A 22,760-nucleotide genomic window follows, 5' to 3' on the forward strand; every position below is an offset into this window, starting at 1 on the left:
CCTGCCTGGCCGCTCGTGACGGATCAGGCCCGTTTATGACGGGTTAGGCCCGGCCGTGCCTGCCTACGTCTTCTTTTCAACCTGTTTGCGCCCGACCGAATGCGTGTGCACGAAATCGAGCGGGAAACGCCGGCCCGCGAGGTAATCGTCGAGGCATTGCATGACGAGTGGCGTGCGATGCCGTTCGGGGCAGGCGCGCAATTCGTCGGCGCTCATCCACAGCGTGCGGACGATGTCGGGATCGAGCGCGCGCTCTCCATCCGCTTCGCCATTCGTGCCGCAATAGGTGAAGCGCAGATAGGTCACGCCCTCACGGCCAGGCGGCTGGAAATGCGTCATATACATGCCGACCAGCGCCTCGGGCGTGAACGGATGCGCGGTTTCTTCGAGCGTTTCGCGGATGACCGCTTCCAGAAGCGTTTCGCCCGCTTCCAGATGGCCGGCGGGCTGATTCAGACGCAGGCCGTCGGCGGTATGTTCCTCGACCACGAGAAAACGCCCGTCACGCTCGACGATGGCCGCAACGGTGACGTGCGGCAGCCAGGATTCCGGTTTCATGGGTGCGCATTTTACCGTTTATGGGCCTGGGCTGCCGGGAAGCGGGCGACCGGATGCGGGCGGGTGGCGTCGGGCGGGTGGTGTCGGGCCGGGCGGGGCGTGAGCACCCCAGCGGAGAGGGCCCTCAGCCCCAGCCAACAAGCCGCCCCACTCGCCGGGCACCCCCGGATTGTCCCCGATTTCAGCGCACCCCCAGGTTTCGGTTAAAGTGACGCCGTTAGCCGTTGCACTTGCAAGCCGGCGTGCCTCGTCGGCAGAACTGTCGTAAAACAGGAAGTCGAGGAGGAGCCAAGATGCACATCGGAGTGCCAGCCGAGACGCGCGCGCACGAAACCCGCGTCGCCGCGACGCCCGAAACGGTCAAGAAGTACGTGACCCAGGGCCACCGGGTCACGATCCAGAGCGGCGCCGGTACCGGCGCGAGCTTTCCTGACGATGCCTTTACAGCCGCCGGCGCGGAAATCGTCGACGCGGCCACCGCTTTTGGCGCCGATCTGGTCCTCAAGGTGCAGTCCCCGACCGATGCCGAGTTACCGCTGCTCAAGCGCGGCGCGACGCTGGTCGGCATGCTCGATCCGTTTAATACCGAAAACTCATCAAAGCTGGCGTCCGCGGGCGTCACCGCGTTCGCTTTGGAAGCCGCGCCGCGTACTACGCGCGCGCAGAGCCTCGACGTGCTCTCGTCGCAGGCGAACATCGCCGGGTACAAGGCGGTGCTGCTGGCGGCTACGCTCTATCCCCGCTTCATGCCGATGCTGATGACCGCCGCGGGCACCGTGAAAGCGGCCCGCGTACTGATTCTGGGCGCTGGCGTGGCCGGTCTGCAGGCGATCGCGACCGCCAAGCGCCTCGGCGCGGTGATCGAAGCGTCCGATGTACGTCCGGCGGTGAAAGAGCAGATCGAATCGCTCGGCGCCAAGTTTCTCGATGTTCCGTACGAAACCGATGAGGAGCGCGAAGCCGCGCAGGGTGTCGGCGGCTATGCGCGGCCGATGCCGCCTTCGTGGCTTGCGCGGCAGTCCGCGCTGGTTCACGAGCGCGCGAAACAGGCCGACGTGGTGATCTCGACCGCCTTGATCCCGGGCAGGGCCGCACCGACGCTGATTTCGGTGGAAACCGTGCAGGCGATGAAACCCGGCTCCGTGCTGGTGGACCTCGCGGCAGGACGGGGCGCGGAATACGAGGGCCGGCGCGGCGGTAACTGTCCGCTCACCGAAGCGGACCAGGTCGTCACGAAAAACGGTGTGCAGATCGTCGGCTACACGAACCTTGCCTCGATGGTGCCCGCCGACGCGTCGTCCCTGTACGCGCGCAATCTGCTCGACTTCCTCAAGCTGATCATCAGCAAGGAAGGCGCCCTGAACATCGATCTCGCGGACGATATCGTCGCGGCCACGCTGCTGGCCCGTGACGGCGAAGTCACGCGCAAGGCATAGAGGAGAGCGGCGATGGAAGTCATCAACCACACCGTCATCAACCTGATTATCTTCGTGCTGGCGATCTACGTCGGCTACCACGTCGTCTGGAACGTCACACCCGCGCTGCACACGCCGCTGATGGCGGTGACCAACGCGATCTCGGCGATCGTGATCGTCGGCGCGATGCTGGCAGCAGGCCTCACCGTGGGCGACACCGGCAAGTTCTTCGGCACGCTGGCCGTCGCGCTCGCGGCGGTGAACGTGTTCGGCGGCTTTCTGGTGACGAGGCGAATGCTGGAGATGTTCAGGAAGAAAGAGCCGAAGAAGCTCCCCGCTGACAAGGCACAATCCACGAGCAGGGAGAACGCGTAATGAGTCTGAACGTCGTCACGCTGCTTTATCTGGTCGCGTCGGTCTGTTTCATCCAGGCGCTCAAGGGGCTGTCGAATCCGAAGACGGCGCGCACCGGCAATACCTTCGGCATGGTCGGGATGGCGATTGCCATTCTCACGACCATCGCGCTGATCGTTAAGCAGGCTAATGAGCTCGGCTCGAATCTTGGGTTAGGGCTCGGCCTGCTGCTGGTCGCGCTGGTGATCGGCGGCGCGATCGGCGCGTTCGTCGCGGCGCGCGTCGAGATGACCAAGATGCCGGAACTGGTCGCGGCGATGCACTCGCTGATCGGTCTTGCTGCCGTGTGTATCGCGTATGCGGTGGTTTCGGAACCGTCCGCGTTCGGTCTCGTCGATCCGGACAATCCGATTCCGGGCTTCCTGCCCTATGGCAATCGCGTCGAGTTGTTCATCGGTACGTTTGTCGGCGCGATTACGTTCTCCGGTTCGGTGATCGCGTTCGGCAAGCTGTCGGGCAAGTACAAGTTCCGGTTGTTCCAGGGTGCGCCGGTGGTTTACGCGGGACAGCATCTGATCAACCTGATGCTCGCGCTCGCGATGCTCGGCTTCGGCGTGATCTTCTTCCTCACGCAGTCCTGGCTGCCGTTCATCATCATGACGCTGATCGCGTTCGTGCTCGGTGTGCTGATCATCATCCCGATCGGTGGCGCGGACATGCCGGTGGTGGTGTCGATGCTCAATTCGTACTCGGGCTGGGCGGCGGCGGGTATCGGCTTCTCGCTGAACAATCCGATGCTGATCATCGCGGGCTCGCTAGTCGGTTCATCCGGTGCGATCCTGTCGTACATCATGTGCCGCGCGATGAACCGCTCGTTCTTCAACGTGATTCTTGGCGGCTTCGGTAATGAGGCGGGTGCGGCTGCGGCGGGTGGCTCGGCGGAGCAGCGTCCGGTGAAATCCGGTTCGGCTGATGACGCTTCGTTCATGCTCGGCAATGCTGAAACCGTGGTGATCGTGCCGGGGTATGGCCTTGCCGTAGCACGTGCACAGCATGCGTTGAAGGAACTCACCGACAAGCTGGTCGAGAAGGGCATCGAGGTGAAGTACGCGATTCACCCGGTGGCCGGGCGGATGCCGGGCCACATGAACGTGCTGCTCGCCGAAGCCGAAGTGCCCTACGACATGGTCTACGAAATGGACGACATCAACGGCGAGTTCGGTCAGGTCGACGTGGTGCTGGTACTCGGTGCGAACGACGTGGTGAACCCGGCGGCGAAGAACGATCCGAAGTCGCCGATCGCAGGCATGCCGATCATCGAGGCGTACAAGGCGCGTACCGTCATCGTGAACAAGCGTTCGATGGCGGCGGGTTACGCGGGTCTCGACAACGATCTGTTCTACATGGACAAGACGATGATGGTATTCGGCGACGCGAAGAAGGTGATCGAGGATATGGTGAAGTCGGTGGAGTAACGCGCCTCGCGAGGTTCGGCGGTTCGCGGCTTGCCTCGCGGTGGGCGGCGAACCGCCGGTCATGTAGCCGGGATGCGTGCGCGAAATCTGGCCGATGCAGGGCGCTTCATGATTCACCGCTTGGAATATGTGCCCGCGTCCCACCAAACCGTGGCCTGATCTGCATTCTTACCTCGGCTTCGCATTCACGTGCCGTAGCCAGTCCGCCAGCCGTTTGCCTTCCTGATCCGGATACGGTTCGAGCGCCTGAAGACTCTGGATCCTCTCCAACCCGAAATTGCGGAAATCGCTTCGCAATTCGCACCACGCGCCGAGTGTCCAGCGCGCACCCCAATAAGCTAACGCCAGCGGCCACACGCGCCGCTCGGTCGCTGCGCCGTTCGCATCGGTATAGGCAAAACTCACCACCTGACGCGCGTCGATCGCCCGATGCAGCGCGTCCACCTTCGCTGAAAAATCCGCCTTGATGTGAAACGACGGTGCGAAGATCGCCAGACGTTCGAGCGTTGCGCGCTTGTCGGCGGGCATCGCCGAGGCGATCTTCGCCAACGCCCCGCGTGCGCCGCTCGCGAAACCGGCGCCGCCCCACGATTCGAGCATCCGCGCCCCCGCTGCGAGCGCGGCCAGTTCATCGGCGGTGAAGGTGAGGGGCGGCAAGCTCGCCGCGCGGCTCAACCGATAGCCGATGCCCGCTTCGCCTTCGATTGGTACGCCTGACAGTTGCAGATCGCGCACGTCGCGATAGACCGTGCGCAGCGAGATATTCAGCCAGTCGGCGAGTTGTTGCGCGGTGGTCAGACGTCGTCCGCGTAGTAGTTCGGCGATCTGGAACAGGCGGTCGGCGCGGCGCGTCATCGTGGGCGTCTTGTAGAAAAGGACAGGGACTGTCCCGCGATGATAGCGCCGCATGCCGCGCTCCGGTCGGCGTTCCGCGCGGCGCCTGCTGGCCGCCGCGCTTGTACGCCGCGTTGGGTGTTAGCCGTTGGTCAGCGAATGCAGGCCGAGGCGGTTGCCCTCCGTGTCGGTGAAGAACGCGATGTAACCGATGTCCTGCGGCAGCTTGATCACTGGACCATCGGTCTTGCCGCCGGCCTGCTCGACGCGGGCGAGCACGGCGTCCACGTTGGGTTGTGCGTTCAGATAGACGAGCACACCGTCGTTGGTTGGCTTCATCGACGGGCTGTGGACGATCGCGCCGCCGGTGGCCGGTTCCTCGTAGCCGAAGATGGCGATCGGCTGGCCGCCGATTTCCTGGCGATTCAGTTTGACGTCGAGCGCGGTTTCGTAAAAACGAACAGCACGATCGAAATCGACGGACGGAATCTCAAACCATGCGACAACTTTGGATGATGCGGACATGACACTCTCCTGGGAATGGCGGTAAGCCGTGCAAAGCGCCGGATGGCGTGAGAAGGAGTGTGCTGGGGTGCTACTGACAGCGTAGTGTCAGTAGGGTGTGGCGGGTGCAGCAAAAGGATGGGGCAGACGATGAGCGCGCAGGGGCGCGCCGGCGGGAGCCGCGGGATGGCGTAACGGGCGGATACAGGGGATGGACAACTCGGGGATCGAGCGATGACGGTGGCAGGAGGATTGAGAGGCCAGGGTGGCAGCGGAGGGGGACCCGACACCGGCCGATCGCTGAGGTACCGGCGAAAAAAAACCGCGGACCTGGATCCGCGGTTTTTTCGATGCTGCTCTGCTCCAGCTTAGCCTGCCGGTGTGTCGTTGTTCTGCGGCCGTTGCCGCACACTGCCCGCAATCAGATCGAAGCGGAACAGCCGGCATTCGAGCGCGCCGTTGAAGAGTGGCGTCTTGGTCGATTCACGCAGACGCAGTTGACCCGGCAGCTTGCGATCCGACGTCAGGATGAATGCGTGCCAGCCGGTGAAACGCTGCTTCAGCGCATCGCCGAGCGACTGGAAAAATTCGCTGTCCGGTGCTTCTTCCTGAGCCCGGTGGAAGCTGTCGTCGTCGCGGCCTTCACGCGTGGCGCGGCCTTCGCGGATTTCGCCGCGCGCGTTGCGGCCGCGCACTTCAATCCGCTCGCCATACGGCGGATTGGCGACGAGGATGCCCGGCTCAGCCGATGGTGCCGTCATGCCGCGCGCATCGACCTGCTTGAGCGGGATCGACGGCAAACCGGCGCGCTGGAAGTTCGCACGCGCCTTGTCGAGCATGTCACCAGAAATATCGCTGCCGAAGATCTGCAGATCGGCGCGCGAGTCGCGGGCGGCGTGCTTGGCGTCGAGCGCCGCGGCCTTAAGCGTTTGCCAAGTTTTGGCCTCGTATTGCTTGAGCTTTTCGAAGCCGAAGCGGCGCTCCGCACCCGGCGCGATATTCAGCGCCACCTGCGCGGCTTCCGCGAGGAAGGTGCCGCTGCCGCACATCGGGTCATACAGCGGCGTGCCTGCGGTCCAGCCGGTCAGGCGCAGGATGCCCGCGGCGAGGTTCTCGCGCAGCGGCGCCGCGCCCTTATCGAGCCGCCAGCCGCGCTTGAAGAGCGGATCGCCGGAGGTATCGAGATACAGCGTGCAATCGGTGGCGGTGAGAAACGCGAACACGCGCACGTCGGGCATGGCGGTGTCGATGCTCGGACGCGCACCGCTCACTTCACGCAGACGATCGCAGATCGCGTCCTTGACGCGCAGCGTCGTGAATTCGAGGCTGCGCAGCGGCGATTTGATCGCGGTGACATCCACGCGCAGCGTTTCGTTGGCCGAGAACCACTGCTCCCAGCGCTGTTCGACCGCGAGCGCGTAAATGTCCTGTTCGCTGCGATACGGCCGATGCGCGATTTTCAGCAGCACGCGGCTCGCGAGGCGCGAGTGCAGGTTGGCGGCCATGCCGGCGGCCCAGCCTCCGCGGAAATGCACGCCGCCGGGCACTTGCGCGCCGGCCGTGAACGGCGCGCCGTTCAGGTGCTTCGCGGCGATCTCGGCGAGCTCGGTGGCGAGCGAGGCTTCAAGGCCGCGCGGACAAGGAAGGAAGAAATCGAAGGACATTGAGGTTGCCGGAAGGCGTTAGATAAGGCGCTATTGTACGCGGTCGGGGTGGGTGGCCAGGCGGGACCGTTCCCGAGGGCGCGGCCCCGCCGCCCGGGCGGCCCGCACGCGAGCGGAACGCGTGGCTTAGGGGCGGCGCGGTGGCGCACGTGGGACGGCGTGACAGCCGCTCGCTAGCGCCCCCGTGCGTGCTCTTTATTTGCTCTGAGGCGCCGCTTTGGCCGGCCACACCAGCTCCAGCGGATGCCGGAGCACCCGCTGCCAGATCGCGCCGCGCAGCGAGCGCACCGCATTGCGCCGCAAGTCGCGTGACTTCACCGCCATGTAGAAGGCGAGCGCGAAACTCACGGCCACGTTGAGAATTGCCATGCTGCCGACGCCGGCAACCGCCCACCACAGCTCCGGTAACTTCAAGACGCCCTTGCCGAGCACGCCGATCGCCACGCCGATCGAGCCGGAACTGAGCGTCACGTGACGCACCTCGAAGGTGAAGGCAAAGGCGGTGAGGATCGCCGGCACGAGCCCGAGCATCAGGCCGAGCGTGATATTGCCCACGACGCCCGCCACATTCGAGCGGCAAAACGCTGCGAGCCGGGCCGCGCCGGCTACGCCGAGCGTCAAGCGCAGGCGCCGGTTGTAGGCGAGGGCATCGGCCACGCGATGCAGGACGAACCAGTTGTCCGCCCAACCTGACAGCAAACTCGACGACCACAGCAGCACGCCCGTCAACGCGGCGTAGAACGGTGTCGGTCCCAACAGTGAGAACGAGTGCAGCGTGGCGTGCGCCTTCTCGGGCGAGATGATGTTGGCGTTGAAGAGCGCATGCCAGAGCAATTGCACGCCGAAGCACACGGGAAACACCAGCAGCACGTTGCCGAGCACCGCGGCTGCCTGCGTGCGCATCAGCGCGGTTACCGAACTCACGAAGCTGTCCACGCCTGCCGGCGTGCCGACGCCGTCCAGTTCACGGGCGAGCGTGGGCGCGGTCATTGCCGGTTGCTTGGTGGCGAGCGAGAAGTGCAGAAAGTGCATCAGCAGGAAGCTGGCCGCGTAGTTGATGCCGGCGAGCAGGCCTTCGATCATCGATTGCAGATGCGCGCCGGTCAGGGCGAATTTCACGCAGACCGTGACGACGGTCACGAGCCCGCCGCCGGCCGCCATGCGCAGCATCTTCAGGTATTCGGCGCGATCGCGCGCGATGTAGTGCTCGCCGGTATCGGCGCTGTACTCGACGACTTTGCGCGCCAGCAACGAGAAATTGCTGCGCACGAGATGGGCGACGCTCTGGCTCGCGTGATTGGCGTTCACCAGTTCCGCGGCGAGGCGCGCGCCGGCGTGCGGATCGTCCTGCGTCATCCAGGCGTTCAGCAGATCCTCCGCGCGGACAATGCGCATGCGCATCCGTTCGACCTGAAACACGATATCGACGCTGACGCCGTTGCGGTAGAGATGGGCGAAGACGTTGTCGGTGGCGCTGCGGCATTCGTCGAGGAGCAGGCGCAGATAGTTGACCTCGTGCAGCAGCTTGTCTTGCGGGCCGCCTGCGCTCACTGCCTGATGGGCTGCTTCGACAGCAAGCATGGCGCGCGTGAGCCGGTAGAACGGCTGCTTTTCCATGGCGGCGCGCACATCGCCGGCATCGGGGACATCGACTTCGCCGAGGCGGCTGCGGACGGTTTGCGACAGACCGGTCGAGCTGATCTGGCAGGTGAGGTTGTGCAGGGCGGCGAGCAGGTCGAGCGAGAACGGGGTGATGTCACGGTGTTCGCTGTCGTCCTGCTCATAGGCGAAGAGGTCCTGGATGCGGGTGAGCAGATCGGTTGGCAGATTGGCGATCCATTCCGCGTCGCGTTCCTGGCTGAACATTAGCGTGACGATCGCGCCCAGGTCGCGCCGGTTTGGCGCGGGCGGGATCAGTGAGGCTTCGAGGCGTTCGAAGAGTGCGCCGAAGAAGCCTGAGTGGACGGGCATGCCTGCATCGCAGAGAAGCGAGAGGCTGTCGCTTTCGCGGAACAGCGCGCGGAGAATGCCGGCGACGTTGGCCTTCCAGGCCGGGTTACGGTCCAGGACGTGGAGGAGATAACGGATTCTTGTGTGCGCTGGGGTTGAGCGTGATGGGTTGTCTTCGACGGAGTTATCGAGTTGCTCGGGTTGGACTGCGCGGCCGCGGTGGATCCAGTGGGCGAGTTCGATCAGCCATTCACTGCGGTCCGGATAAGGGGCGGTTTGGTCGGCGATTGCCAGGAGCGCGTCCAGTTGGTGGCCGCTGTCGCGGGAGGCTCGCCATTTTTTTAGGAATCTTTTGAATGAGGTGAACATTTTGATTTTTTGCCCTACGGGGTTGCTGGCTTTGGTGCTTTGTTTTGTGGTGCTTTGTTTTGTTTGCCTGTGGCGGGGGGGTTTTCTTCGGCTGGCTTTTGGGGCCGTTCCTTGATTTGGTTGCCTTCGCGGCGCTTGCTTGCCTGGTTGCCTGCGGCGTTGGCCTTTCCTTGAATTCTTATCGGTTTATTAGCGTCGCCCCTGTGCGGGGCAGGCACCTACTTTTCTTTGCCTGCCGCAAAGAAAAGTAGGCAAAAGAAAGCGGCTCACACCGCTAACTATTAAGCGGGTCCCCTGGCTCGGAGGAGGTAGTGGTGCATCTGGAATCGGTGTTCTCGCACATTCGGCGTGAGTGACAAGGCCGTCATACTTCCGGCGGCGCTGCGCGCGCCGACGCGTATTTCATAGAACCATCTTTTCGGTTTCGCGATCCTGCTGCACTCGGTTTGGGGCACTTCCAGAATCCCATTGTGTTTGCGCATTCGGCGCTTCGCCGAGGCGAAGCCGATGGCCCCCGCTGCGCGTAACCGAAGCCCCAAGGTTTCCCATGCAGACCGGTCCGCGACGCACGCAGTGCGGAGTGGGAGCGGATGACACCTTTGTCACTAACGCGGAGTGTGCGAGGGCACGGATTCCAGATGCACCACTACCTCCTCCGAGCCAGGGGACCCGCTTAATAGTTAGCGGTGTGAGCCGCTTTCTTTTGCCTACTTTTCTTTGCGGCAGGCAAAGAAAAGTAGGTGCTGCCCCGCACAGGGGCGACGCTAATAGACCGATAAGAAAACAAGGAAAGGCCAACCCCCAGGCGAACAACCCAAAAGCCCCGCGAAGGCAAAAAAACCGTCAACTACCCGCGGCGGCAGCCGCAATAGCAGAAGGACACGCCGGCACAACAAAACCAGCACCCTTAGCACCCCCAACCTTCCCTTGCGGAGCAACAACACCAGCACCAGCACCAGCACCAGCCATAGCCTGCACAGCCGCCCCCACCTGCAAAGCAATCCGCTGCAACGCCGCGCGATGCCCACTAACAAGCGCGTCATAGCCACCGCTAACCGGCTCACTCACCACACTCCGGCAGGTCATCACAGCATTACCACGCACGACCCGCACACTCCAAACCGCATCGATCAACGCATGCGACCCAGGCCATGACTCGAACCGCTGCACATTCATGCTAACCCGGTACACAGGCGTCGTATCCGAATACGCCGTGCCATACACATCAATCGTGCCCAGCTGCTGCGTCAGACTGGTAGACAAAGCACGACGAATTTCGTCACCCGGCAGCGAAGCCCAACGCTCCTCTTCGAGGACCTTGACCTGCGTCGGTCCCGTCTGTACCACAAGCTGATTCTTCGCCACTTGCGGCGGTACATCGATCGGCGCGACTTCGATCAGCCACGCCGGTGCAGCCGACGTCCGGGCGCTAACCGGCGCCACAGAGCCAGCCGGCGCACCGTCCGCGCCGAGCGTATAGAAGCGGCTGCTCGGCGACGAACACGCCGCCATCGCCACCAGTCCGGCCAGAGCGCCGACATAAACAGCGCCGCGCACAAGCCCGCGCGGCGGGCGGGGGAGCCGGGCAAACATCATGGTTTATCTCCTGTTTTACCGCGCAACAGCGATTCCGGATGACGCTCCAGATAATCCGACAGCGCATTCAGCGACTGCAGCGTACGTGTCAGTTCCTGCAACGCCTGATGAACATCGGACTGCAACGGCGAGTCCTGCTGCAACGTCGCCTGGGCCGAACCGAAGGTCTGCTTCGCCGCGGCCAGAGTGTCCCGCGCCTCCGGTACGACTTCCTTGTCGAGTCGCGCGAATAGCTGGTCGGCATTCTTCAACGCGCTGTTCAGGTTCGAACCGATCTGGTCGAACGGCACCTTGTCGAGCTTCTTCGCAATGTCGGCAACCTGCACCTGCAGTTCGTCGAGCGAGTTCGGAATGGTCGGCAACTCGAGCGGATCGCCCGTTACGTCAACCGTGGCCGACGGCGCTTTCGGGAAGATATCGAGCGCCACGTACAACTGGCTCGTAATCAGATTGCCGGTGCGCAGCTGGCCGCGCAGTCCATGCTTGACGAGCTGTTGCAGCAAGGTCTGACCCGCGAGGCTGCCCGGTGTCGGCGCAGTTTCGCGGAAGCGCTTGCCGAGGCGGTCCGGGAAGACGTTCATCGTCACCGGCATCGTGAAGCTGCGCGTCTTCGGATCGTAGTCGATGCCGATGTTGGTCACCTGGCCCAGCACGATGCCGCGGAAATCGACCGGCGCGCCGACCGACAGCCCACGCAGCGACTGGTTGAAGTTCATCACCACGCGCAGCGGTACGCCGTCCGGTTCGCGCATCGCGTCCGCTTCGTCCGAGCCGAGGCGGAACGTCATGTTGTTCGGCGCCTGCGCGCCCACGCCCTGGCCCGGCGGCGACTGGAACGACAAGCCGCCGACGATCACCGTCGCAAGCGACTGCGTATTCAGCTTGAAACCGCTCGAGTCGAGCCGCAGATCGACGCCGCTTGCGTGCCACCAGCGCGAATTGGTGCCGACATACTGGTCGAACGGCGCCGACACGAAGACCTGCATCGTCACACCGGTGCCGTCCTTGTCGAGCGAAAAGCCGACCACCTGGCCGACCTGCACGCGCCGGTAGAAAATTGGCGAACCGATGTCGATCGAGCCGAGCGAGTCGCCGTGCAGAACGAACTGGTGGCCCTTCTCGTCACCCGTAATAGGTGGTGGCGTTTCGAGGCCGACGAAGTCTTTCTCTGTGTCCGGTGAATGGCCGGCGTCCGCGCCGATGTACGCACCCGAGAGCAGCGTGGTCAGTCCGGACACACCGCTCGCGCCGACGCGAGGCCGCACCACCCAGAAGCGCGAATCCTTGACCGCGAAGTTTGCGCCTTCTTTGGTGAGCTGCACCTGAACCAGCACGTGTGACAGATCCTTCGACAGCGTGATGGTCTTCACCGAGCCGACATCGACGTCCTTGTACTTGACCTTGGTCTTGCCGGGCTCGAGGCCTTCAGCGCTGACAAACGTGATCGTGATGGTCGGACCTCTTTCGGTTACCGACTTGATCACGAGCGCGACACCGATCAGCGCGGCGATCAGCGGGATCACCCAGACGAGCGAGGGCAGCCAGCGGCGGCGCGGCTCGATGTCAGGGTCCGGCAATTGGGGAGGCAGCTTGGGTCCGTTCGAATCGTTGCGCGGCGCATCGGAGGCGGGCGTCGGTCCTTGCGGGCTAGTCATGGTCGAGGTCCTGAGGTTTTTGGGTACTGCTTTCCACGTTGTCCCAGATGAGCCGTGGATCGAATTGCATGGATGCCACCATCGTCAGAATGACCACCGAACCGAAGGCGATTGCGCCCGGCCCGGCCGTGATCACGGCAAGCGATTTGAAACGAACCAGCGCGACAGTCAGTGTGACGACGAACACGTCGAGCATCGACCAGCGCCCAATCCGTTCGACCATCCGGTAAAGCGTGGTGCGTTGCTCCGGCCGCCAGTGCGAGCGGCGCTGCGCGGTGACAGTGAGCAACACGAGCACACTGAGCTTGAGCATCGGCACCATGATGCTGGCGATGAACACGATCACGGACAACGGCCAGTCGCCCGAGGTCCAGAAGTACACGACACCGCTCATGATGGTGTCGTCTTCCGAGCCGAGCAGCGACGACGTGTGCATCACCGGCAGCAAATTCGCGGGAATATACAGCAAGGCCGCGGCAATCAGCAGTGCCCAGGTGCGCATCAGGCTGTCGGGGTGGCGCGAGTGGAGGACTGCGCCGCAACGTCCGCAGTGCTGCGGCGTGGCGGAGCGGATGCGCGGCTCGACGCGTCCGCACGCGTGGCACGCGACCATCCCCGCGCGTTTCGCCGTCACGTATTTCATCGTGCGTTCATCCCTGGTGCGGCGCCGGCGGCACGCCCGGCGGCAATGCGGATCGAACCGTGCCTTGCACCTCAGGCGGTGCGGGCGGCGCGTCAAGCGAACTGCCGGCGGCCGCCGCGCTATCCGTGGAGGTGCCCGGCAGCGGTCTCTTGCTGCGCTCGCGCATTTCGTCGGCGAGGTCCCATAGCACGCGCGGATCGAACGTGACGACCACCGCGATCATCAGCGTCAGCACGCCGAACGCGAATAGCGCCGCTTCGGGAATCACGCGTGCGAGACTCACCATCTTCACGATCGTAATCAGCACCCCGAGCATGAATACTTCGATCATGCCCCACGGCCGCACGAATTGAATGGCGCGCAGCACGCGGTTGAAGGCGATCGGCACATAGCCGGCGCGCAGCGGGATCAGCACGTAGAGCAGCGCGACCAGTTCGGTCAGCGGGAACAGAATGGTCGAGCAGAACACCATGACCGCGACGATCTGCATGTCCTCGCCCCACAACGCGACGAGCGCGCCGAACAGCGTGGTTTGCGAGGTGATGCCACTGGTTTCGAGTTCGACGATCGGGAAGGCCTGGGCGATGATGAAGGTGATCAGCGCGGCCAGCGTCATTGCGGAAATACTGTCGAGCTTGCGAGAGACGCCGCTATAGAGCGTCGCGCCGCAGCGCGGACAGCGCGCGACCGCCCGCCCGACAAGCCGGGGCTTGCGGAACAGCGTATCGCATTCATGGCACGCGATCAGGTTGTCATGTTCCATACGGCAGAGAGGCTAACGACGTGAAGAGTGGCGTGCAATGCCGACTTTAGGGCAGGGCTGGAAAACGTGGGGCAATAGTACCAAACGTGCTTCTCCGCGGGGCCAGCTGTTGCGCCCGGTGCAATTTGTCGATCACGCGGCGTCGGAATTGGGGCTAGTCTTACACAAAAATGCTTACTTCTGACACCCTCCGTCCCCAATTGTTCAATACAGGTTCTGCTCGTGGGAAAATTTTCCGAGTCACCGCATTCCGGGCGGCAGGCTTTGCATGGGACCGGAGTAAGCGCTAAAGCGCTAACTCCGGTCGACACAGCCAGCATTTTCCGCTTGCGGTAGCATGGCGGCCTTGGCGTGTGCCGCGGCCGCCATGCTCGACTGTCGAGTCGCTTGATGCGGCATGCATCGACAGCGTGGAATAGCAGGGCCGGCTGCGCCGTTTACCTCTCTTAGCTTGTGTTGATCAGTCATGTCACTCAATCCTTCTTTCGGTGGCCGGGAGTCGTACACGCGGACTGCCATCGCTTTTCACTGGCTGATCGCGCTGCTCATCGTATGCGGCTTCGCGCTCGGTTGGGTGATGACCGACATTCCCGGCTTCACGCCCACCAAGCTGCGCTATTTCTCCTGGCACAAATGGATCGGCGTGACGGTGTTCGCGCTCGCCATGCTGCGCATTCTGTGGCGTGCCACTCACGCGGGCCCTCCCATGCCGCGTCGCATGCCGGCCTGGCAGCGCGGCGCCGCACATCTCATGCATCTGCTGCTCTATGTGCTGATGATCGTGATTCCCGCCTCCGGCTATCTATATAGCTCGGCGGCCAACGTGCCGGTGGTGTACCTCGGCCTGATTCCACTGCCGCGCCTGATCGCACCCGATCCGCATCTCAAGGAGCTGCTGAAGAACGTGCACATCGCGCTGAATTACACCTTGCTCGTGCTGGTCGCGCTGCACGTCGCGGCGGCGCTGAAGCATCAATGGCTGGACCGCGACGGCCTGCTGTCGCGCATGCTCCCTTTCATCAAATAAGGATAACCATGAAAGTTTCGTTTTATCGCTACATGCTCGCCGCCTTCGCAGCGGCTTCGCTGACAGCGGCCGGCAGTGCGCTCGCGCAGGTCGACGCCGGTAAAAGTTCGGTCACGGCAACCTCGAAGCAGATGAACGTGCCGGTGGAAGGCAAATTCGGTAAATTCACCGCGCAAGTGAAGTTCGATCCGGCAAAACCGGCCGACGGCAGCGCGCAGTTCAGCATCGATGTCGGCAGTTACGACCTCGGTGACGAAAGCTATAACGATCAGGTGCGCGGCAAGGACTGGTTCGACGCGAAGACCTATCCGACGGCAACCTTCGTGTCGAGCGCGATCGCCCCGGCCGGCGGCAATCAGTTCAAGGTCACCGGCAAGCTGACCATCAAGGGTAAATCGCAGACCGTCGTGGTGCCGGTCACGGTCGCCCAGCAGGGCGCGACGCAGACGTTCGACGGCTCGTTGCCGATCAAGCGCTCGCAATTCGACATCGGCACCGGCGAATGGAAAGATACCTCAGTGGTCGCCGATGACGTGGTGATCAAGTTTCATATCGTCGCAGCACACAAGTGACGTTCGCCACGCTCTTTGAGCGCGGCCGCTTTCCTTCAAGCATTCAAGAAACATAAGGAGCCTGAATTGAAAACATCCCTGTTGATCGCCGTCGGCGCATTGGCCTCTTCTGTCTCGCTCGGCGCATTGGCTGCCGCCGACACCTATCAGCTCGACCCGACCCACACGTATCCGAGCTTCGAGGCGGATCACTTCGGCGGCCTTTCGGTATGGCGCGGCAAGTTCACCAAAACGTCGGGCACGGTCACGCTCGACCGCGCGGCGAAAACCGGCACGGTGGACGTGACGGTTGACCCGGCTTCGGTCGAGACCGGCAACACCAAGCTCGACGAGCATGTGAAATCGGACGAATTCTTCGACGTCGCCAAGTATCCGTCGGTGACCTACAAAGGGACCGATATCAAGTTCGACGGCGACAAGCCGGTCGAAGTGGTCGGCAGCCTGACGATGCATGGCGTGACCAAGCCGCTGAATCTGAAGGTCGAATCGTTCAAGTGCATGCAGCACCCGGTGCTCAAGCGCGAAGTGTGCGGCGTGGAAGCGAGCGCTCATTTCAACCGCAGCGATTACGGCATGGATTTCGGCGCCAAATATGGCTTCAGCATGGATACCAAGCTGCATATTCAGGCAGAAGGCATCAAGCAATAAGCGCTTAAACGAGCTTTTTGCCTGGACGTATCTAATACCGCGCATGGCGCGGCCGTTGCGCCGCAACAGAGATACCGCTTCCCGCGCTTTCGCGATGAAGCGGTTTTTTATTGCCCGGTTGAAACGCAGGAGGCCTTGTGCACCGGCCACCGGCTATTTGCCGCTCGCGTTGAATTAATTTTTCAGGTACACAGAGCGCTGGTTCCGTATTGGTTGTGCGCGCACCCAGTCCGGCAATACCCAGCGTAAAACCTACGTTAATAATATTTCGCGCGCATTGGAGATCTGCATGAATGCAACGACATCGGCAAGCCTGGCGGGGAGCCGGCGGAATTCGTGGCGCGCGGTGGTCGCCGCCTCGATTGGCAACGCGCTGGAATGGTTCGATCTGGTGGTGTACGGCTTTTTCGCGGTCATCATCGCGAAGCTGTTTTTCCCGGCGGGTAACGACACCGTCTCGCTGCTGCTGACGCTCGGCACCTTCGGCGTGTCGTTCTTCATGCGGCCGCTCGGCGCGATCGTGATCGGTGCTTACGCCGACCGCGCCGGACGCAAAGCAGCGCTCACCCTGTCGATCCTGCTGATGATGGGCGGCACGCTGATCATCGCGGTTCTGCCGACGTATCAGAGCATCGGCATTGCCGCGCCCGTGATTCTCGTGATGGCGCGACTGATGCAAGGCTTTTCGGCGGGCGGCGAGTTCGGCAGTGCCACGGCTTTTCTCGCGGAACACGTGCCGGGGCGGCGGGGTTTCTTCGCGAGCTGGCAGGTCGCGAGCCAGGGGCTCACCACGCTGCTCGCGGCCGGCTTCGGCGTGCTCCTGACCGGTAAGCTCTCGCCGGAGCAGATGGCCTCGTGGGGCTGGCGCGTGCCGTTCTGCTTCGGTCTTCTGATCGGGCCGGTCGCGTGGTACATCCGCACCAAACTCGACGAAACGCCCGAGTTCCTCGCGGCGGAAACCACCACGACGCCGCTGCGCGATACCTTCGCCAGCCAGAAGCTGCGCCTCGTGATTGCGATCGGCGTGGTGGTGCTCGGGACGGTGTCGACCTATCTGGTGCTGTTCATGCCGACATACGGTGTGAAGCAGTTGGGGTTGGCGCCTTCGGTTGCGTTCGCGGCGATTGCGCTGACCGGCGTCATTCAGATGGTGTTTTCGCCGCTGGTCGGCCATTTGTCGGACCGGCATGGGCGCACCACGATCATGCTGGTATCGGCGGTGCTCCTTCTCGTGCTGATCAATCCGGCCTTCGTGTATCTGGTCGCGCATCCCACCTTCGGCACGCTGATTGCGCTGCAGATCGTGTTCGGCTTTCTCATGACGGGCTACTTCGCGGCGCTGCCGGGTTTGCTCTCCGAGATGTTTCCGGTGCAGACACGCACGACCGGCATGTCGCTGGCCTATAACATCGCCGTGACGATCTTTGGCGGCTTCGGGCCGTTCATCATCGCGTGGCTGATCAGCTTCACGGGGTCGAAGGCCGCGCCGAGCTACTACATGATTTTTGCGGCGGGCGTGAGCCTGGTGGCGTTGATGGCGGCGCGGCGCAAGCTTGGTTTCCGCTAAAACGCGGCAAAGGCGGTAAACGCAAAAGGCCGGTTCGAGAGAACCGGCCTTTCTTATTGCGAGGTCTGACTACAGCAAGCTCAAACTTGCGCGCCTGCGTTTGGATCGTCCGGATCGACGCGGTCTTTCTTGTCCTTCACCAGATCTTCGCGCTTCACGCCGAGCCACATGGCGAGCGCCGCAGCGACGAACACCGACGAGTAGATACCGAACAGAATACCGACCGTCAGCGCGAGAGCAAAGTAGTGCAGCGTGGGGCCGCCGAACAGGAACATCGACAGCACCATCATCTGCGTACAGCCGTGGGTGATGATCGTGCGCGACATGGTGCTGGTGATCGCGTGGTTGATCACCTCGATCACGGTCATCTTGCGTTCGCGGCGGAAGGTTTCACGAATCCGGTCGAAGATAACGACGGATTCGTTCACCGAGTAGCCGAGCACCGCGAGCACAGCGGCCAGCACCGACAGCGAGAACTCCCACTGGAAGAACGCAAAGAAGCCGAGAATGATAATCACGTCGTGCAAATTCGCGATCACGCCGGCGACCGCGTACTTCCATTCGAAGCGGAACGACAGGTAGATCACGATGCCGACCACCACACACGCCAGCGCGAGCAGGCCGTCGGTAGCGAGTTCCTTGCCCACCTGCGGGCCGACGAACTCGACGCGCTGCAACTGCACCTGCGAATCCTGGCCCTTCAGCGCGCCCATCACCTGGTCGCTCTGTTGCGCTGACGTGAGACCCTGCTTGAGCGGCAGACGGATCAGCACGTCACGCGAGGTGCCGAAGTTCTGCACCTGCGCGTCGGGATAGCCGAGCTTGTTGAGCGTGCCGCGCACCGGTTCGAGCGGCGCGGCACCCGGATACTGCACTTCGATGACCGTACCGCCGGTGAATTCCACCGACAGATGCAGCCCGCGATGCAGCAGGAAAAACACAGCGGCGACAAACGTCAGCAGCGAGATTGCGTTGAAAATCAACGCACGCTGCATGAACGGAATGTCTTTGCGAAAACGGAAAAATTCCATGGTTTAGTTCTCCGGGACTCAGCGGGATGAACCCGGTTTCTGCGGCGTATTGGACGCGTCGCGGCGACGCACCGTCGGTTTGCCGGCGCGCGCCTGGGCGGCAGCTTTTGCCTTCGGTTTGGCGCTTGCCGCAGCGATGGCTTGCGCGGTGTCGGTCGCGGCGTCCTCGTTACCGAGGTACGCAGCCGCGCCGTCGATGCCTTGCGCTTGCGGGCGCCACACCTGACCGATGGCCAGCGACTTGAGCTTCTTCTTGCCGCCGTACCAGAAGTTGACCACGCCGCGCGAGAAGAACACGGCCGAGAACATCGACGTCAAGATGCCGATACAGTGCACGATCGCGAAACCGCGCACCGGGCCGGAGCCGAACGTGAGCAGGGCGAGGCCGGCGATCAGCGTGGTGACGTTCGAATCGAGAATGGTCGCCCATGCATGCGCGTAGCCGTTCTGGATCGCCAGTTGCGGCGGCGCGCCGTTGCGCAGTTCTTCACGCACGCGCTCGTTGATCAGCACGTTCGCGTCGATCGCCATACCGAGCGCGAGCGCGATAGCGGCAATGCCCGGCAAGGTGAGCGTGGCCTGCAACATGGACAGCACGGCAATCAGCAGCAGCAGGTTGACCGACAGGCCAATCATCGAGATCACGCCGAACAGCATGTAGTACGCGATCATGAAGACGGCGATCGCTGCGAACCCCCACACCACCGAATGGAAGCCCTTATTGATGTTGTCCGCGCCGAGGCTCGGGCCGATCGTGCGTTCTTCGATGATGTCCATTGGCGCTGCCAGCGAACCGGCGCGCAGCAGCAGCGCGAGGTCGGCGGCGCCTTGCGGCGTGGGCTGGCCGGTGATCTGGAAGCGGTCGCCCAGTTCCGACTGGATGGTCGCCACCGTCAGCACTTCGCCCTTGCCCTTTTCGAACAGCACCATTGCCATCGGCTTGCCGATGTTGTCGCGCGAGACGCTGCGCACCGCGCGGCCACCCGCCGAATCCAGACGGATGTTGACCGACGGACGCTGATGTTCGTCGAAGCCTGCCGACGCGTCGATGATGCGGTCACCCGTGAAGATGATCTGCTTCCTCAGCAGCACCGGCGTCTGATTGCCCTGAGTGAACAGCTCGTCGCCCGGCGGCACTGGATCGGACGGATTCGGATGCGTGTTCACCGGGTCGGCGAGGCGCGCTTCGAGCGTTGCCGTGCGGCCAATGATGTCTTTCGCCTTCGCCGTGTCCTGCACACCCGGCAGTTCGACGACGATACGGTCCGAGCCTTGTTGCTGGATCACCGGCTCGGCCACGCCCAGTTCGTTCACGCGGTTATGCAGCGTGGTGATGTTCTGCTTGAGCGCGGCGTCCTGTACGGCTTTCTGCACCGCCGGCGTGAACGTGCCGACCAGTTGCACACCACCGTCCGGGTTCGCCTGCGAGGCCCACTGGAGTTCGCTGATGCTGCGGCCCAGTTGCTTGGATGCCGCGTCCGCTGTGGCCTGGTCGGCGAAATTGATCACCACCGTCTGGTTGACGCGGTTCACGCCGCCGTCGCGGATGTTGTTGTCACGCAGCATGGTGCGTGCATCCGACGCGTCGGAGTCGAGCTTCTTGTTGAGCGCGCCGGCCATGTCGACCTGCAGCAGGAAGTGCACGCCGCCGCGCAAGTCCAGACCGAGATACATCGGCAGCGCATGCAGGGCGGTCAGCCAGCGCGGCGACGCGCTTTGCAGGTTCAGCGCCACGATGAACTGCGGGTCGGTTGGGTCGCTGTTCAGCGACTTCTGCAGCAGGTCCTTCACGCGCAATTGCGTGTCGGTGTCCAGCAGGCGCACGCGAATGTTCGCGTTGGTCGACGAATTGTCGAACGTGACTTCGTCAGGCTTGATCTGATTGGCGGCAAGCGCCGTTTCGACTGCCGACAGCGTGGTCGAGTCGAGCTTGACCGTTGCCTTGCCGCTCGACACCTGCACCGCCGGCGCTTCGCCGAACAGATTGGGCAGCGTGTACACGAGGCCGATGACCAGAGCCACCAGCATCACGGCGTATTTCCAAAGGGGGTAACGATTCATGAGTGGTCCAACGGGAAGGTTGGCTTGGAAGCGATGCGTCCAGCGATGAGCGCGGGCGATTCAGCGTTGTTCCGCGAGAACCGCCGGCGAGGCCGCGCCGGACGCGAGAGAGCAGGCCTTACAGCGACTTGATCGTGCCCTTCGGGAGAATCGTCGTGACCGACGCTTTTTGCACGGTGATTTCCGTGCCTTCCGAGATTTCGACGCCGACGTAAGCTTCACCCACCTTGGTCACCTTGCCGACGATGCCGCCATTCGTCACCACTTCGTCGCCCTTGGCCATGGCGGCGAGCATGTTGCGATGTTCCTTCTGGCGCTTCATTTGCGGGCGAATCATGATGAAGTAGAGCACGCCGAACATCAGGATCAGCGGCAGGAAGCTCATCAGGTTCGATTCAATGCCACCAGTTGCTGTGCCTTGGGCGAAGGCATTGGAAATGAACGACACGTTGGTCTCTCCGTTATAAATCAAAACGATCAAAAAAATCAGCCGGTTATTCTACCACTGGCCTGACAGGGGTCGGCGCGGCGAATCGGCTTTCCGATCAACCGTTTAAAGCCTTTTCACCGTGCGCGAAAGTTAATTGTAAGGTTTTCCGCGCGAAGCCAGCGGATTCGTCCGGCAATTTGTCAGCTGATTCCCGATTGCGGGCTAATCGATGCCGCGCGCGCGGTCCTCGTGGAAGCGCTTGCGGAAAGGCTCGAACAGTTTTGCGTCGATTGCGTCGCGCATTTCCTGCATCAATTCGAGGTAGTAGTGCAGGTTGTGAATCGTGTTCAACTGCGCACCGAGGATTTCCCCTACTCGATGCAGATGGTGCAGGTAGCCCCGCGTGAAATTTCGACAGGTGTAGCAACCGCATTGCTCGTCGAGCGGGCGCAGCGAGTTCTTGTGCGCGGCGTTGCGGATCTTGATGTCGCCGAAACGGGTGAAGAGCCAGCCGTTGCGCGCGTTGCGGGTCGGCATCACGCAGTCGAACATGTCGACGCCGGCGGCCACGCCGGCCACCAGGTCTTCCGGCGTGCCGACGCCCATCAGATAGTGCGGCTTGTCGGCCGGCAGCTTCGGGCCGATATGGTTCAGCACGCGCATCATGTCTTCTTTCGGCTCGCCGACCGACAGGCCGCCGATGGCGAGACCGTGGAAATCCATCTCCGCGAGACCCGCCAGCGATTCGTCGCGCAGGTCTTCGAACATGCCGCCCTGGACGATGCCGAAGAGGGCGTTCGGATTGCCGAGGCGGTTGAATTCGTCGATCGAGCGTTTGGCCCAGCGCATCGACATGCGCATGGAATCGGCGGCTTCCTGATGCGAAGTCGGCACGTTATTGGTCGCGTACGGCGTGCATTCGTCGAACTGCATGACGATGTCCGAGTTCAGCACCTTCTGGATCTGCATCGACACTTCGGGCGACAGGAAGAGCTTGTCGCCGTTGATCGGCGAGGCGAACGTGACGCCATCTTCGGTGATTTTGCGCAGATCGCCCAGCGAAAACACCTGAAAGCCGCCGGAGTCCGTCAGGATCGGTTTCTTCCAGCCCATGAAGCTGTGCAGGCCACCGTGCGCCTCGATGGTTTCGAGACCCGGGCGCAGCCACAGGTGGAACGTGTTGCCGAGGATGATCTGCGCGTGCATTTCCTCGAGCTCGCGCGGCTGGACCGCCTTCACCGTGCCGTAGGTGCCGACCGGCATGAAGATCGGCGTTTCGACCACGCCATGGTTCAGCGTGACGCGGCCGCGGCGTGCCTGGCCGTCGGTGCCGAGCAGTTCGAATTTGAGACCGTTGTCGGGGCGCTCGTTGGTGCTCGCGCAGGTGTTACAGGTACCGCTTGTATCGTGGGTATGACCGTCGGTCATTGGGGGACTCCTGTGCAACCGGAAAACAGTCCGGCGCAATTGTTGAACGCCGCCGGGTAAGCCACGGCGGCTGGGTAAAGAAAACTTAAGTTGCAGTGCAGATCTGTCGCTGCCCGCCGGAACAGGGAGGCAGCGACGACCGCCGCTAAATCAACGCAGCAAGGAGCGGCAGACTACCGCGCGCGCTGCCGGCGCGCAACGCTGTCGCACGGGATA

At 62.9% G+C, this 22,760-nt stretch carries 20 protein-coding genes; 7 read left to right on the forward strand and 13 right to left on the reverse strand.

The annotated features are described in order from the left end of the window. Positions 1-63: 63 nt before the first annotated feature. The gene (locus tag KHO23_RS01505; protein ID WP_211608996.1) at positions 64-558 is read right to left on the reverse strand and encodes an NUDIX hydrolase; all 495 of its coding nucleotides are present in this window, start codon (positions 556-558) and stop codon (positions 64-66) included. 293 nt (positions 559-851) lie between these two features. Here KHO23_RS01505 and KHO23_RS01510 point away from each other — a divergent pair, with 293 nt between their 5' ends. From KHO23_RS01510 to KHO23_RS01520, 3 genes are read left to right on the forward strand one after another with little or no spacing between them, the layout of a single operon-like run. Then, entirely contained in the window at positions 852-1,994 is a 1,143-nt protein-coding gene (locus KHO23_RS01510) for a Re/Si-specific NAD(P)(+) transhydrogenase subunit alpha (protein ID WP_211608997.1), read from the forward strand. 12 nt (positions 1,995-2,006) lie between these two features. Further along, positions 2,007-2,348, forward strand: coding sequence for an NAD(P) transhydrogenase subunit alpha (locus KHO23_RS01515; protein WP_211608998.1), 342 nt, complete (start codon positions 2,007-2,009; stop codon positions 2,346-2,348). Further along, positions 2,348-3,802, forward strand: a complete 1,455-nt coding sequence (locus tag KHO23_RS01520) for an NAD(P)(+) transhydrogenase (Re/Si-specific) subunit beta (RefSeq protein ID WP_211608999.1) — start codon at positions 2,348-2,350, stop codon at positions 3,800-3,802. The genes KHO23_RS01515 and KHO23_RS01520 overlap by 1 nt, the downstream gene beginning before the upstream one ends. 168 nt (positions 3,803-3,970) lie before the next feature. Here the strand turns inward: KHO23_RS01520 and KHO23_RS01525 are convergent, their stop codons facing one another. From KHO23_RS01525 to KHO23_RS01560, 8 genes are all read right to left on the reverse strand, one after another. Then, positions 3,971-4,711 carry a helix-turn-helix transcriptional regulator gene (locus KHO23_RS01525; RefSeq protein WP_211609000.1) on the reverse strand — a complete coding sequence of 247 codons (741 nt, stop codon included), beginning with the start codon at positions 4,709-4,711 and terminating at the stop codon, positions 3,971-3,973. A gap of 66 nt (positions 4,712-4,777) precedes the next feature. Next, a complete protein-coding gene (locus KHO23_RS01530; RefSeq protein ID WP_201080170.1) occupies positions 4,778-5,161 on the reverse strand; it encodes a VOC family protein in 384 nt (127 codons plus the stop codon). Between the two features lie 347 nt (positions 5,162-5,508). Then, positions 5,509-6,804 carry a THUMP domain-containing class I SAM-dependent RNA methyltransferase gene (locus KHO23_RS01535; protein ID WP_211609001.1) on the reverse strand — a complete coding sequence of 432 codons (1,296 nt, stop codon included), beginning with the start codon at positions 6,802-6,804 and terminating at the stop codon, positions 5,509-5,511. Between the two features lie 195 nt (positions 6,805-6,999). After that, a complete protein-coding gene (locus KHO23_RS01540) occupies positions 7,000-9,123 on the reverse strand; it encodes a site-specific recombinase (protein WP_211609002.1) in 2,124 nt (707 codons plus the stop codon). Positions 9,124-9,966: 843 nt separating this feature from the next. Further along, on the reverse strand, positions 9,967-10,719 hold the full coding sequence (locus KHO23_RS01545; RefSeq protein WP_211609003.1) for a PqiC family protein: 753 nt from the start codon (positions 10,717-10,719) through the stop codon (positions 9,967-9,969). Beyond that, a complete protein-coding gene (locus KHO23_RS01550; RefSeq protein ID WP_211609004.1) occupies positions 10,716-12,374 on the reverse strand; it encodes a PqiB family protein in 1,659 nt (552 codons plus the stop codon). Before KHO23_RS01550 ends, KHO23_RS01545 begins: the two co-directional genes overlap by 4 nt. Continuing rightward, positions 12,367-13,017 (reverse strand): paraquat-inducible protein A, encoded by a 651-nt coding sequence (locus tag KHO23_RS01555; RefSeq protein ID WP_211609005.1) that lies wholly within the window; start codon positions 13,015-13,017, stop codon positions 12,367-12,369. Before KHO23_RS01555 ends, KHO23_RS01550 begins: the two co-directional genes overlap by 8 nt. A 7-nt stretch (positions 13,018-13,024) precedes the next feature. Continuing rightward, positions 13,025-13,780 (reverse strand): paraquat-inducible protein A, encoded by a 756-nt coding sequence (locus KHO23_RS01560; RefSeq protein WP_211609006.1) that lies wholly within the window; start codon positions 13,778-13,780, stop codon positions 13,025-13,027. 466 nt (positions 13,781-14,246) lie between these two features. Between KHO23_RS01560 and KHO23_RS01565 the strand changes: the two genes are divergently transcribed. The 4 genes from KHO23_RS01565 to KHO23_RS01580 all read left to right on the forward strand — a co-directional run bounded on the left by KHO23_RS01565 (position 14,247) and on the right by KHO23_RS01580 (position 17,594). After that, on the forward strand, positions 14,247-14,807 hold the full coding sequence (locus KHO23_RS01565) for a cytochrome b (RefSeq protein WP_211609007.1): 561 nt from the start codon (positions 14,247-14,249) through the stop codon (positions 14,805-14,807). Between the two features lie 8 nt (positions 14,808-14,815). Then, positions 14,816-15,379 carry a YceI family protein gene (locus KHO23_RS01570; protein ID WP_211609008.1) on the forward strand — a complete coding sequence of 188 codons (564 nt, stop codon included), beginning with the start codon at positions 14,816-14,818 and terminating at the stop codon, positions 15,377-15,379. Positions 15,380-15,457: 78 nt separating this feature from the next. After that, positions 15,458-16,027, forward strand: coding sequence for a YceI family protein (locus tag KHO23_RS01575; protein WP_211609815.1), 570 nt, complete (start codon positions 15,458-15,460; stop codon positions 16,025-16,027). Between the two features lie 289 nt (positions 16,028-16,316). After that, the gene (locus KHO23_RS01580; RefSeq protein ID WP_211609009.1) at positions 16,317-17,594 is read left to right on the forward strand and encodes an MFS transporter; all 1,278 of its coding nucleotides are present in this window, start codon (positions 16,317-16,319) and stop codon (positions 17,592-17,594) included. Between the two features lie 80 nt (positions 17,595-17,674). Here the strand turns inward: KHO23_RS01580 and secF are convergent, their stop codons facing one another. The 4 genes from secF to tgt form a co-directional block, all read right to left on the reverse strand. Continuing rightward, positions 17,675-18,625 (reverse strand): protein translocase subunit SecF, encoded by a 951-nt coding sequence (gene secF / locus KHO23_RS01585; protein ID WP_211609010.1) that lies wholly within the window; start codon positions 18,623-18,625, stop codon positions 17,675-17,677. Between the two features lie 18 nt (positions 18,626-18,643). Continuing rightward, positions 18,644-20,686 carry a protein translocase subunit SecD gene (secD, locus tag KHO23_RS01590; protein WP_211609011.1) on the reverse strand — a complete coding sequence of 681 codons (2,043 nt, stop codon included), beginning with the start codon at positions 20,684-20,686 and terminating at the stop codon, positions 18,644-18,646. Between the two features lie 118 nt (positions 20,687-20,804). Beyond that, the gene (yajC, locus tag KHO23_RS01595) at positions 20,805-21,134 is read right to left on the reverse strand and encodes a preprotein translocase subunit YajC (RefSeq protein ID WP_007179286.1); all 330 of its coding nucleotides are present in this window, start codon (positions 21,132-21,134) and stop codon (positions 20,805-20,807) included. A gap of 204 nt (positions 21,135-21,338) precedes the next feature. Beyond that, a complete protein-coding gene (gene tgt / locus KHO23_RS01600) occupies positions 21,339-22,544 on the reverse strand; it encodes a tRNA guanosine(34) transglycosylase Tgt (RefSeq protein ID WP_211609012.1) in 1,206 nt (401 codons plus the stop codon). Positions 22,545-22,760 lie beyond the last annotated feature (216 nt).

Origin of the sequence: Paraburkholderia haematera (assembly GCF_905220975.1) — a bacterium.
Lineage (GTDB): Bacteria > Pseudomonadota > Gammaproteobacteria > Burkholderiales > Burkholderiaceae > Paraburkholderia > Paraburkholderia haematera.